This window comes from Pseudonocardia sp. P1, from assembly GCF_000178675.2.
In the GTDB taxonomy this organism is placed as follows: Bacteria; Actinomycetota; Actinomycetes; order Mycobacteriales; family Pseudonocardiaceae; genus Pseudonocardia.
On record NZ_ADUJ02000001.1, the window covers coordinates 4,167,348 to 4,179,233 of the forward strand.

Here is an 11,886-nt window from a genome sequence, read left to right on the forward strand (position 1 = left end):
GCTCACCGGATCCCGGCGTACCCCTCGCGTCCGGCGGCGCGGCGCAGCTCGACGCCGTCGAGGAGCAGCGCGACCTTGTCCAGCACGTGGTCCCGCGGGCCGGTCATGATGCCCCGGACCTGCTCGCGGACGGCGCCGTCGAGCGAGTCGAGGTAGGCCCGCGCCGGGTCGGACAGGTCGCCGGGGCCGCCACCCGGACCCCGTACCCAGCGGGTCTGGTGCGCGCCGTCGGCGACGACGTCGAGCACCGCGTCGGCGACCCGTACGGCGGCGGTCGGGCCGAACCCGGCGTCGTGCAGCGCGCCGACGATCCTCCGCAGCCGGTCGCCCGCCACCGCGCTGAGGTCGGCGCCGAGGTCCTGGATCAGGCCGGAGTACCGCAGCAGCAGGTCGAACGCGAGCTCCGCCTCCTCCTCCAGGAAGGGGCGCCAGCCGTGCGCCGGGTCGGGGAGCGGGGTGCGCGCGAACACCAGCGCGACCGCCGCCGCGGCGATCTCCTCCAGCCCGTCGACGTAGCGGTAGAGGGTGCCGGGTGCGACGCCCAGACGCTCGGCGACCGCACCGACCGACAGTCGTTCGACGCCCACCTCGACGGCGGCCTCGACGATCTCCTCCCGGGTCAGGCGCGGTTTCGGTCCCGGCCGGTTCCCCGCCCGCACTCCCGGTGTGATCGGCACCGCCGAACCGTACGGCACCCGGGATTGCAAATGCTATTCAGAGATAGCTAAGGTTTGCCTAATCAAGGCGCTGCGCCGCCCGCCCTGCGATCTCTGTCGGGAGACCCCGTGACCGCTCTCACCGAGGAGGCGACCGCGCCGCCGGTCGCGCCACCGGACCCACGGGCCCGTGCCCGGGCCGAGTCCGCGGCCCTCACCGCGCTGCTGCGCCCGGTCGCCGTCCGGATCCGGGTCGCGCAGGTCCTCGCGGCCGTCGGTGCCGCGGCGGGCCTGGTCCCGTTCGTCGCGCTCGCGCAGCTGGCGGACACACTGCTCGCACCCGGCCCGGTCGATCCCGGCGCGGTGACGGGCACCGTGTGGCTGGTCGTCGCCGGGCTCGGGGCCCGCGGTGGCATCACCGGCCTCGCACTCGCGATCACCCACTTCGCCGACGTCCGGCTGCAGGCGGTGCTGCGCCGCCGGATGGCCGCCCACCTGGGACGGGTGCCGCTCGGCTGGTTCTCCGAGCGTTCGTCCGGGCTGGTCCGCAAGGCCGCCCAGGACGACGTGCACGAGCTCCACCAGGTCGTCGCGCACCACCCGGTGGAGTGGGTCGCGGCCTGGGTGCTGCCGCTCGCCGGACTCGGCTACCTGACCTGGCTGGACTGGCGGCTCGCCCTCCTCGCGGTGGCCACCGTGCCGTTCTACGCAGCGGCCTACGCGTACATGATGAGCGGCTACACCGAGAAGGTCGACGAGATGCACGCCGGCCACGCCCGGATCAGCGCCGCCGTCGTCGAGTTCGTGTCGGGCATCGCCGTCGTCAAGACGTTCGGCCAGGCGCGGCGCGCGCACCGCGGCTACGCCGAGGCCGCCCGCGACTTCGGCCGGTTCTACGCCGCGTGGGTCCGCCCCATGCTGCGGATCGAGGCCGTCAGCACGATGGCGATCTCGGCGCCGGTGGTGCTCCTCGTGTCGTGTGCGGGGGTCGTCTGGTTCGCCGGTGCCGGCTGGGTGACCCCGGTCGAGGGGATGACGGGGATCCTCATCGCCCTCGTCGTCCCGACGACGATCACCGCGCTCGGGTTCGGCGCGCAGAACCGGCGCACCGCCGCCGCGGCCGCGTTGCGGATCCACGAGCTGCTGGATACCCCTGTCCTGCCGGTGCCGGACGTGCCGCGGGTGCCCGAGGGGCACCGGGTGGAGCTGTCCGGGGTCCGCTTCGCCTACCCGGGCGGCGCCGAGGTGCTGCGCGGGATCGACCTGGACTGTCCGGAAGGGACGGTCACGGCGCTGGTCGGGCCGTCCGGCGCGGGCAAGAGCACCCTGGCGACCCTGGTGGCCCGGTTCCACGACGTCACCGGCGGCACGGTCCGGATCGGCGGGACCGACGTCCGGGAGATCGACCCCGAGGTGCTCTACCGGCACGTCGGCTTCGTGCTGCAGGACGTGCAGCTGCTGCACGGGACGGTCGCCGGCAACGTGCGGCTCGGCCGCCCCGGCGCGTCCGACGAGGACCTGCACGCCGCCTGCCGGGCCGCCCGCATCGACGACCGGGTCCGGGCGCTGCCACGTGGCTACGACTCGGTCGTCGGGGAGGACGCGCTGCTCTCCGGCGGTGAGGCGCAGCGGGTGTCGATCGCCCGCGCGCTGCTCGCCGACACCCCGGTCCTGGTGCTCGACGAGGCGACCGCCTTCGCCGATCCCGAGTCGGAGGCCGAGATCCAGGACGCGCTCTCCGAGCTCGCCCGCGGGCGCACCGTGATCGTCGTGGCGCACCGGCTGTCGACGATCACCGGTGCCGACCGGATCGCCGTGGTCGACACCGGCCGCATCGTCGAGTCCGGCACGCACGACGAGCTGGTCGCCCGCGGCGGGCGCTACGCCGCGATGTGGGCCGCCCACCGGGCGGGGGAGGACGTCCGATGATCGCCGACCTGCTGCTGATCCTGGGCCCGGAGCACCGCCGCCGGCTGTTCGCCTACCTGGCCTGGGTCACCGGGTTCGGGGTGCTCCAGGGCGTCGCGACGGTCCTGCTGGTGCCCTTCCTGGAGGCCCTGCTCGCCGGGGACACCGCCGCCGCGCTCGCCTGGACCGGCGTGCTGCTCGTCGCGGTCGCCGGCGCGTGCGTCGTGTACTACGTGCAGGCCATGGCGGGGTTCGGCGTCGCGCTCGTCGTCCTCACGACGATGCACGAGCGGCTCGGTGACCACGTGTCGTCGCTGCCGCTGGGGTGGTTCTCCTCCGAGCGGGTCGGGCGGCTGTCCCGGATCGCCACCGGCGGCACGACGATGGTGGCCGGCCTGTTCGCACACCTGCTCACCCCGCTGGTCGTGGCGATCGTGACCCCGGCGACGATCGTGCTCGCGATGCTGCTGTTCGACTGGCGGCTCGCGCTGGCGGCCCTGGTCTGCGTCCCGCTGCTGTGGCTCGCGTTCCGGCTCGCCGCGACCTGGGTCGGCCGCGGCGACGCGCTCGACGACGCGGCGGCCGTCGACGCCGGGAACCGGGTCGTCGAGTTCGCGCGGGCCCAGCGTGTGCTCCGGGCGTTCGGCCGCGGCGCGGCCGGGTACCGGCCGCTGGAGGACGCGATCGAGGCCCAGCGGCGCGCCGGGCACCGGTCGGTCTGGCTGGCGACCGGCGGCATCGTCGCCGGCGGGTTCGCCGTCCAGGTCGCGTTCAGCGCGCTGATCCTCACCGGCGCCTACCTGGTGCTCGGTGGCTCGCTCGACGCCGTCCGGATGGTCGCGCTGGTGGCGCTGGCCGCCCGGTTCACCGGGCCGCTCGCCGAGGTCGGGGACTACGCGGGCGTCGTCCGGATCGCCCGCAACGACCTCGCCCGGCTGGTCGCGGTGCTGACCGAGGAACCGCTGCCCGAACCGGAGGTCCCGGCGGGCCGCCCCGAGCGCGGCGCGGTCGAGCTGGACCGGGTGAGCTTCGGCTACGACCCCGCGCACCCGGTCCTGCGGGAGGTGTCGCTGCGGATCCCGCCCCGCTCGACCGTCGCGCTGGTCGGTGCCTCCGGCTCCGGGAAGACGACGGTGACCCGGCTGATCGCCCGGTTCTGGGACACCGGCTCGGGCACCGTCCGGGTCGGCGGGGCCGACGTGCGCGACCAGACCACCGAGGACCTGATGGCCCAGCTGGCGCTGGTCTTCCAGGACGTCTACCTGTTCGACGGGACGCTGGAGGACAACGTCCGGCTCGGCCGGCCCGGCGCGAGCACTGCGGACCTCGCCGAGGCGGCCCGCCTCGCCGGGGTCACCGAGATCGTCGAGCGGCTGCCGGACGGCTGGGCGACCCGGGTCGGGGAGGGCGGCACCTCGCTGTCCGGCGGCGAGCGCCAGCGCGTGTCGATCGCGCGGGCGCTGCTGAAGGACGCCGACGTCGTCCTGCTCGACGAGGCCACGGCCGCGCTGGACCCGGAGAACGAGCGGTTCTTCACCGGGTCGATGCGGGTCCTGGCGGAGCGCAGCACGGTGCTGGTGATCGCCCACCGGCTCCCGACCGTCGTCGCCGCGGACCGGATCGTCGTGCTCCACGACGGCGGCGTCGCCGAGTCGGGGACGCACGCCGAACTGCTCGCCCGCGGTGGCCGCTACGCCGCGTTCTGGGAGTCCCGCCGCCGCGCCCGTGGCTGGCGGCTCGTCTCGACGGAGGAGAACCCGTGACCCAGCCCCTCCCGCCCTACGTGCTCGGCCGCGTGACCGGCGTCGAGCCCCTGACCCCGCGGATGCGGCGCATCACGCTGTCCGCCGACGACTGGCTGGGCGCCCGCGAGGTCGCGCCGGACCAGCAGGTGAAGCTCTTCCTCGCCCGCGACGGCGGCGTCCCCGAGATCCCCGGAGCCCCGGAGGACGGCAGCGGCGTGGCGGGCTGGTACGCGCGCTACCTCGCCGTCCCCGAGGAGCGGCGGCCCTGGATGCGGTCCTACACGGTGCGCACGCTGGACCCGGAGCACGGCCGGATGGTGATCGACTTCGTGCTGCACGACGACGGCACGCACGGTCCGCACGGCACGGACGACGCCGGGCCGGCGAGCCGGTGGGCGGCCCGCGCCTCGATCGGCGACGTCGTCGGGGTGCTCGGACCGGCCGTCGCCGGCTACCGGACGCCGTCGGAGCAGCCGGTCCGGCTGTTCGCCGGGGACGAGACCGCGCTGCCGGCGATCGCGGCCTCGCTGGAGGCGCTGCCCGCGGGTGTGCGCGCGGTCGCCGTCGTCGAGGTCGCGGGCCCGGCCGAGGAACAGCGGCTGGACTCGCCCGCCGAGCTGGCCGTGCACTGGGTGCACCGGCCGTCGTCGCTGCTCGACGCGGTGCGCGCGGCCGAGCTGCCCGACGGCGAGGTCTTCGCCTGGGTGGCGGGGGAGGCGTCGTCGGTGCGGGCGGTGCGCAGGCACCTCGTCGGTGATCGCGGGCTGGACAAGCGGGCGGTCGCCTTCACCGGCTACTGGCGTCGCGACCTCACCCAGGACGACGCCCCGACGGCGCAGGACGTCGCCGACGCGAACGAGCAGATGGGGGAATCGAGTCACCCCGCGTAATGATCGCCAGGTGAGATCCGTCATCAATTCAGATGACGCTATCTCTTGTTAAGGCCAGGCTAACTTCATAAGTTCGTCGCATCAGCGAAGAATGCGAAGGAGGCCCGAAGATGCCGGGTTCATCGACTGCGCGCGCGCTCGCGGCAGCGTCGCTCGCCGTCCTGCTGGGACTGGTGGCGGGATGCGGGTCCGGTGGCGGGGGCGGCGACGCCGAGGCATCCGGGCCCCGGACCATCACGACCGACCGGGGGCCGCTGGAGGTCCCGTCGGCGCCGCAGCGCGTCGTCAACCTCAACGGCGGCCTCGCGAGCTACCTGTACGCGCTCGACGTCCCGCCGGTCGCGACCGACACCCGGGTCCTCGGTGTCACGAACTTCGACGGCGGGTTCCCGCCGGCCTGGGCCGACCGGGCCCGTGAGGCGGGCACCGAGCAGCTGCCCGCCGGGGACTCGCTCAGCATCGAGGCCGTCGCGGCCGCCCAGCCGGACCTGATCATCGGTGGTGGCCAGGGCATCACCGCGGTTCAGGCCATGCAGGCCTACGACCAGCTCGCGGCGATCGCGCCGACCGTGCTGGTGCCGCGCACCCTGACCGGCTGGCAGGACCAGCTGGACGCCGTCGCCGACGCGGTGAACAAGGCGGACGCCGTCCCGGCCCTGCTGGACCAGTACCAGGCCAAGCTGGACGAGGTGAAGGGCCAGGTCACGCCCCCGGCCGGCGAGACCGTCTACATCGGGTCGTTCGCCTCGGAGAAGCTCTACCTGATCCCGTCGACCGCGGCGCTGCCCGCACTCGGCCAGGACCTCGGCGTGACCCCGTCCGACGTCGTCGCGAAGGTGCCGGACGCCCGGCTCGCCAGCACCGGCGACTCGATGGAGGTCAGCCCCGAGCTCCTGAGCGAGGTCGCGAACGCGCCGAACGCCATCGTGGTCGACAGCGGCGGGAGGTCGCTCGAGGAGCTGAAGCAGGACCCGAACTTCGCCCAGCTGCCCGCATTCCGGTCCGGCAACGTCTGGGAGCTCCCGGCGACCAGCTACCGCCCCGACTTCGACGGCGTGCTGTCCACCCTGGACGAGTTCGGGCAGATCTTCCCGCGGCAGGGCGGCTGACCGTGGCCGCGTCCGCAGCACTCGTGACCGGCGGGGCCCGGGGCATCGGTGCGGCCGTGGCGGCCGCGCTGGCCGCCGACGGACGTCCGGTGGCCCTGCTCGACCGTGATCCCGCGGTGCGGGACACCGCGGCCGGGCTCACCGGCCCGGCCGCGCTCGGCCTGGTCGCCGACGTCGCCGACGCCGGCGCCGTCGACCGCGCCGTCGGCGAGGCGGAGCGCGAGCTCGGCCCGCTCGGCGTGCTGGTCAACGCCGCCGGTGTGCTGCGGACCGGGACGGTGCTCGACGCGGACGCCGACGACCTCGCGACCTGCCTGGCGGTCAACACCACCGGGGTGTGGAACACCGGGCGGGCCGCGGGCCGGCGGATGTACGGCCGCGGGTCCGGGTCGATCGTCACGGTCGCCTCGGACGCCTCCCGTACCCCGCGGACCGGGATGGCCGCCTACGCGGCGTCCAAGGCCGCGTCGGTGTCCCTGACCCGCACCCTGGGTCTCGAGCTGGCGCCGCACGTCCGCTGCAACGTCGTGTGTCCCGGTGCCACGGACACGGCCATGCAGCGGGCCCTCTGGCCGGACCCGTCCGACGACGGCGGGGCCACCGCCGTCGTCGCGGGTGCACCGGAGCGCTACCGCCTCGGCATCCCGCTCGGCCGCATCGCCGACCCCGGCGACGTCGCGGCCGCCGTGCTGTTCCTCGCGGGCGACGGCGCCCGGCACGTCACCATGCAGTCCCTGACCGTCGACGGCGGCGCGAGCCTCGGTCTCTGAGCCACGAGACGGGCCGGTACCCGGCCCCGACGAGACGCCACCCTCCGCCGCCCGGCGACGACCGGAAGGAAACGTCAGTTGTCCAGCCCCGCCCCCGCGCGTCCGCTCCCGGAGCACGACAGCGGTGACCTGCTCGCCGCGTACCTGCCCGGGTCGTTCTTCCACCGGTCACCACGCGGGACCCTGCTCGCCGACGGCGTGCACACCGTCGTCCCGGAGTCCCCGGGCTCCCCCGGGGACGCGGTCGCCGGGACGCTCGCCGCCGTCGCCGACGCCGGTCACCCCGACCCGGTGGTGGTCGGTGCGATCGGGTTCGCCCCCGGCGCGCCGCGCAGCCTCCACGTCCCCGCCCTGGTGCGCCGCGCCGCCCCGTCCCCGGCGGCGTCCGGCCCGGTCCGGGTCCCGGAACCGCCGGGCTCGCGCTGGTCGATGCGTCACGAACCGGCCCCCGAGACCTACGCCGACGGGGTGCGCCGGGCGCTCGGCCTGATCGGGGAGGGCCGGCTGGAGAAGGTCGTCCTGGCGCGGGCGCTGGAGCTGACCTCGCAGACCCCGGTCCCGGTGCGGGACCTGCTCACCCGGCTCGCGCTGGCCGACCCGGCCGCGTTCGCGTTCGCCGCGGACGTCACCGCCCCCGGCGACCCCGCGCTGCGCACGCTCGTCGGGGCGAGCCCGGAGCTGCTGGTGTCCCGCGAGGGCGGCACCGTGGTGACCAACCCGCTCGCCGGGTCGATCCCGCGGTCCGACGACCCGGCCGAGAACGAGGCCCGGATCGCGGCGCTGAAGGTGTCGGGGAAGGACCTCGCCGAGCACGCGCTCGTCGCCGACCGGGTCGTCGCCGTGCTGCGCGGGTTCTGCACCGAGGTCGACGCGCCCACCGAGCCCGAGGTCATCGGCACCGCCACCATGTGGCACCTGTCCAGCCGGATCTCCGGGCGGCTCGCCGACCCGTCGGTGAGCGCGCTGCACCTGGCGCACGCGCTGCACCCGACCCCCGCCGTGTGCGGGGTGCCGGTGCCCGCCGCCCGGGAGGCGATCGGCGAGCTCGAACCGTCGGACCGCGGCTACTACAGCGGCATGACCGGTTGGGTCGACGCCGACGGCGACGGCGAGTGGGTCCTGGCCATCCGCAGCGCCGAGGTGTGCGACCGGACCGTGCGGCTGTACGCCGGGGCGGGCATCGTCGCCGGGTCGGACCCGGACTCCGAGGTCGCCGAGACCCGCGCGAAGTTCCGCACGATGTTGCGGGCCATCGGGGTCGAGGCCGTCGCATGACCGGGCCCGACCACGTCGCCTGGCCGCCGGAGGTCGCCGCGCGGTACCGCGCGGCCGGGTACTGGCACGGCCGCTCCTTCGGGGCCTGGCTGTCGCTGCTGGCCGCGGCGCACCCGGAGCGCACCGCCGTCGTCGGGCGGACCGGTGGCACCGAGCACCGCTGGACCTTCGCCGACCTCGACCGCCGCGCGCACCGGCTGGCCGCGGGCCTGCACGGGCTCGGGATCCGGCCCGGCGAGAACGTCGTGCTCCAGCTGCCGAACGTCCCCGAGTTCCTGCCGGTCGTGTTCGCGCTGTTCCGGGTGGGTGCCCGGCCGGTGTTCGCGCTGCCGGCGCACCGGGAGACCGAGCTGCGCCACGTCGCGGAGTGGTCGGAGGCCGCGGCGGTGCTCACCGTCGACGCGCACGCCCGGTACGACCACGGCGCGCTCGCCCGCGCCACCGCCGGCGCCGTCGGCTCCGTCCGGGAGACGATCGTGCTGGACACCGGCGCCGGCGGCACCACGGACGGGACGGTCCCGCTGGCCGGCCTGGACGCCGAGCCGGTCGCGCTGCCCGACCCGGACCCGGAGGGCGTGGCGTTCCTGCAGCTCTCCGGCGGGTCCACCGGGCTGCCGAAGCTGATCCCGCGGACCCACGACGACTACCTCCACAGCGTCCGGGAGAGCGCCCGGATCTGCGGTCTGCGGCCGGACAGCGTCTACCTCGCCGCGCTGCCCGCGGCGCACAACTTCCCGCTCAGCTCGCCCGGTGTCCTCGGCGCGCTGCACGCGGGCGCGGCCTCGGTGTTCGCCCCGGCCCCCGATCCGTCGACGGCGTTCGCGCTGGTCGAGCGGGAACGGGTGACGATCACCGGGCTGGTCCCGCCGCTCGCGGCGGCCTGGGCCGACGCGGCCGCCCGCACCTCGCACGACCTGTCCAGCCTGGAGGTCGTCCTCGTCGGCGGGGCGAAGTGCGGGCCGGAGCTGGCAGGACGGATCGGCCCGGCGCTGGGCTGCCGGTTGCAGCAGGTCTTCGGGATGGCCGAGGGCCTGGTCAACTACACCCGCCTCGACGACCCCGACGAGCTCGTCCTGACCACCCAGGGCCGGCCGATCTCGGCCGACGACGAGATCCGGGTCGTCGACCCGGACGACCCGGCGGCGCCGTCGACGGCCGAGGTGGAGCCGGGCCGGGCCGGCGCGCTGCTCACCCGCGGGCCGTACACGATCCGCGGCTACTTCCGCGCCGCCGAGCACAACGCGACCGCTTTCACCGACGACGGCTTCTACCGGACCGGTGACCTGGTCCGCCGCACCCCGACCGGGCACCTGGAGGTCGTGGGCCGGGTGAAGGAGCAGGTCAACCGGGGCGGGGAGAAGGTCGCGCCGACCGAGGTGGAGGACCACCTCATGGCGCACCCCGACGTGCTGGACGCCGCCGTCATCGGCGTCCCGGACGGCTACCTCGGCGAGCGGACCTGCGCCTACGTCGTGCCCCGGCCGGGCACCGACGCACCGGCCGGGTCGGTGCTGCGCCGGTTCGTCCGCGAGCGCGGGGTGGCCGCGTTCAAGGTGCCGGACCTGATCGAGATCGTTCCCGGCTTCCCGGTGACGGGGGTCGGCAAGACCAGCAAGCGCGAGCTGCGCGAGGCGCTGCGCGCACGCGCCGCGGCACCCGCCGCGGCCGACACCGGCGGGGCGGACCCCTCGTCGGCCGACGAGGAGAGGTGAGCGAGATGTCCCTGCCCCGGATCGAGCCCTACCCGCTGCCGGCCCCGGCCGAGCGCCCGGCCGGACGGGTCGCGTGGCAGCCGGACGCGTCCCGGGCCGCACTGCTGGTCCACGACATGCAGCGCTACTTCCTCGCGCCCTACGCCGGCTCCCCGGTCCCGGAGGTCGTCGCGAACATCGCGGCCCTGCTGGCCGCCTGCCGGGAGCGCGGCGTGCCGGTGTTCTACACCGCCCAGCCGGGCCGGCAGGACCCCGCCGACCGCGGGCTGCTCACCGACTTCTGGGGTGACGGGATCGGCGCGGTGATCGACGACGACCCGGCCGCCGCCGACGTGGTCGACGAGCTCGCGCCGCAGCCCGGCGACGAGGTCCTCACCAAGTGGCGCTACAGCGCGTTCCAGCGCAGCACGTTCGCCGAGCGCCTCGCCGAGGGCGGCCGGGACCAGCTGCTCGTCACCGGGATCTACGCGCACATCGGCTGCCAGGCGACCGCCGTCGAGGCGTTCATGCGCGACGTCGCCCCGTTCCTGGTGGCCGACGCCGTCGCCGACTTCTCCCGCCGCCACCACGACGCCGCGTGCGAGTACGTCGCCCAGCGCTGTGGCGTGGTGACCGGCACCGCCGACGTCCTCGGGGCGTTCGCCGCCACCCCGGCCGGGGTGGGCGGATGAGCGCGCCGACCGCGGAGCGGATCCGGTCCGACGTCGCCGAGCTGCTGGGCGTCGCGCCGGAGGGGATCGACCCCGAGGAGGACCTCCTCGACCGGGGCCTCGACTCGATGCGGATCATGACGCTCGTCGAGCGCTGGCGCGACGGCGGCGCCCCGGCACTGGAGTTCCCGGACCTGGCCGAGGAGCCCGTCCTGAGCCGCTGGATCGAGATCGTCCGGGGTGCGGCGTGAAGCGGGCGGACCGCGGCGACGTCGCCGGGAACCTCGCGACGGCCTACGGCCGGGAGACCGGGGCGACGAAGGTGCCGTACCCGATCCTGCTGCGCGAGCTGGAGGTGCTGCGGACCGCGCCGGTCGGCCCGTCGATGGTGCGGCTCACCCTGGGCGGTCCCGGGCTCGCGGGGTTCCACAGCCACTGCGACGAGGAGCACGTGCGGCTGGTGTTCCCCGGCGAGGACGGCGTGCTGCGCCTGCCCGAGCAGGACGGCGACATGCTGAACTGGCCGCGCCCGCGGCCGGTGTCGCGCGAGTACACCGTGCGCCGGCACGACCCGGACGCCGGTGAGCTGGACATCGACCTGGTGGTGCACGACGGCGGCCTCGCCTCGGACTGGGTGCGCACCGTGGCGCCGGGCGAGCGGATCCCGGTGGCCGGCCCGCCCGGCGGACTCGCGATCCCGCACGGCTACGACCACTACCTGCTGGCCGGCGACCTGACCGCGCAGCCCGCGATCGCCCGGATCCTCGAACGGCTCCCCGCCGACGCTCGCGGACGGGCGTTCGTCGAGGTCACCGACGCCGCCGACGAGCTCCCGATGTCGGCGCCGGACGGCGTCGAGGTGCGCTGGGTGCACCGCGGCGACGTGCCCGCCGGGACGTCGGACGCCCTGGAGAAGGCGGTGACGGCGGTGCGCCCGCCCGCGGACGCGCGCGTCTTCGCCTGGGTGGCGGGGGAGACGACGGCGATCAAGCCGCTGCGCCGCTTCCTGCGCGACGAGCTGGGCCTCGACGCGGCGGACCGCGACGTCACCGGCTACTGGAAGCGCGGCGTCACCGACTTCGACGACCACGGCGACGACGAGGACGAGCACGGCCACGGCCACTGAGGACCGGCCGCCCGCGCCGCGGGTGCCGGACACCGCGAGCGAGGG

11 protein-coding genes are annotated in these 11,886 nt (G+C 75.6%); 10 read left to right on the top strand and 1 reads right to left on the bottom strand.

Features of this window, described 5'->3' with window-relative positions; all coding sequences use genetic code 11:
* Positions 1 to 2 precede the first annotated feature (2 nt).
* On the bottom strand, positions 3 to 677 hold the full coding sequence (locus tag PP1_RS19210; RefSeq protein WP_162097263.1) for a TetR/AcrR family transcriptional regulator: 675 nt from the start codon (positions 675 to 677) through the stop codon (positions 3 to 5).
* A 108-nt stretch (positions 678 to 785) separates the two neighbouring features.
* Here PP1_RS19210 and PP1_RS19215 point away from each other — a divergent pair, with 108 nt between their 5' ends.
* From PP1_RS19215 to PP1_RS19260, 10 genes are all read left to right on the top strand, one after another.
* Complete coding sequence (locus tag PP1_RS19215; RefSeq protein ID WP_010224335.1) at positions 786 to 2,585, top strand: ABC transporter ATP-binding protein; 1,800 nt, start codon at positions 786 to 788, stop codon at positions 2,583 to 2,585.
* Complete coding sequence (locus PP1_RS19220; RefSeq protein ID WP_010224333.1) at positions 2,582 to 4,327, top strand: ABC transporter ATP-binding protein; 1,746 nt, start codon at positions 2,582 to 2,584, stop codon at positions 4,325 to 4,327. The genes PP1_RS19215 and PP1_RS19220 overlap by 4 nt, the downstream gene beginning before the upstream one ends.
* A complete protein-coding gene (locus tag PP1_RS19225; protein ID WP_010224331.1) occupies positions 4,324 to 5,199 on the top strand; it encodes a siderophore-interacting protein in 876 nt (291 codons plus the stop codon). Before PP1_RS19220 ends, PP1_RS19225 begins: the two co-directional genes overlap by 4 nt.
* A 110-nt stretch (positions 5,200 to 5,309) precedes the next feature.
* Positions 5,310 to 6,308: an ABC transporter substrate-binding protein gene (locus PP1_RS19230; RefSeq protein WP_010224329.1), complete on the top strand. Its 999-nt coding sequence runs from the start codon at positions 5,310 to 5,312 to the stop codon at positions 6,306 to 6,308.
* A gap of 2 nt (positions 6,309 to 6,310) precedes the next feature.
* Positions 6,311 to 7,078 (top strand): SDR family oxidoreductase, encoded by a 768-nt coding sequence (locus PP1_RS19235; RefSeq protein ID WP_227012758.1) that lies wholly within the window; start codon positions 6,311 to 6,313, stop codon positions 7,076 to 7,078.
* 78 nt (positions 7,079 to 7,156) lie between these two features.
* The gene (locus PP1_RS19240) at positions 7,157 to 8,353 is read left to right on the top strand and encodes an isochorismate synthase (RefSeq protein ID WP_075314778.1); all 1,197 of its coding nucleotides are present in this window, start codon (positions 7,157 to 7,159) and stop codon (positions 8,351 to 8,353) included.
* Positions 8,350 to 10,065, top strand: coding sequence for a (2,3-dihydroxybenzoyl)adenylate synthase (locus PP1_RS19245; RefSeq protein ID WP_010231493.1), 1,716 nt, complete (start codon positions 8,350 to 8,352; stop codon positions 10,063 to 10,065). Before PP1_RS19240 ends, PP1_RS19245 begins: the two co-directional genes overlap by 4 nt.
* A gap of 5 nt (positions 10,066 to 10,070) precedes the next feature.
* Positions 10,071 to 10,736, top strand: a complete 666-nt coding sequence (locus PP1_RS19250; protein ID WP_029239603.1) for an isochorismatase family protein — start codon at positions 10,071 to 10,073, stop codon at positions 10,734 to 10,736.
* Positions 10,733 to 10,966, top strand: coding sequence for a phosphopantetheine-binding protein (locus tag PP1_RS19255; protein ID WP_010231489.1), 234 nt, complete (start codon positions 10,733 to 10,735; stop codon positions 10,964 to 10,966). Before PP1_RS19250 ends, PP1_RS19255 begins: the two co-directional genes overlap by 4 nt.
* Positions 10,963 to 11,841, top strand: coding sequence for a siderophore-interacting protein (locus PP1_RS19260; RefSeq protein WP_010231486.1), 879 nt, complete (start codon positions 10,963 to 10,965; stop codon positions 11,839 to 11,841). Before PP1_RS19255 ends, PP1_RS19260 begins: the two co-directional genes overlap by 4 nt.
* Positions 11,842 to 11,886: the final 45 nt, after the last annotated feature.

What these genes read in the sequence shown, in the direction of transcription:
- PP1_RS19220 (WP_010224333.1), top strand. Translation starts at nt 2,582, where the DNA reads ATGATCGCCGACCTGCTGCTGATCCTGGGCCCGGAGCACCGCCGCCGG.
- PP1_RS19230 (WP_010224329.1), top strand. Translation starts at nt 5,310, where the DNA reads ATGCCGGGTTCATCGACTGCGCGCGCGCTCGCGGCAGCGTCGCTCGCC.
- PP1_RS19245 (WP_010231493.1), top strand. Translation starts at nt 8,350, where the DNA reads ATGACCGGGCCCGACCACGTCGCCTGGCCGCCGGAGGTCGCCGCGCGG.
- PP1_RS19250 (WP_029239603.1), top strand. Translation starts at nt 10,071, where the DNA reads ATGTCCCTGCCCCGGATCGAGCCCTACCCGCTGCCGGCCCCGGCCGAG.
- PP1_RS19255 (WP_010231489.1), top strand. Translation starts at nt 10,733, where the DNA reads ATGAGCGCGCCGACCGCGGAGCGGATCCGGTCCGACGTCGCCGAGCTG.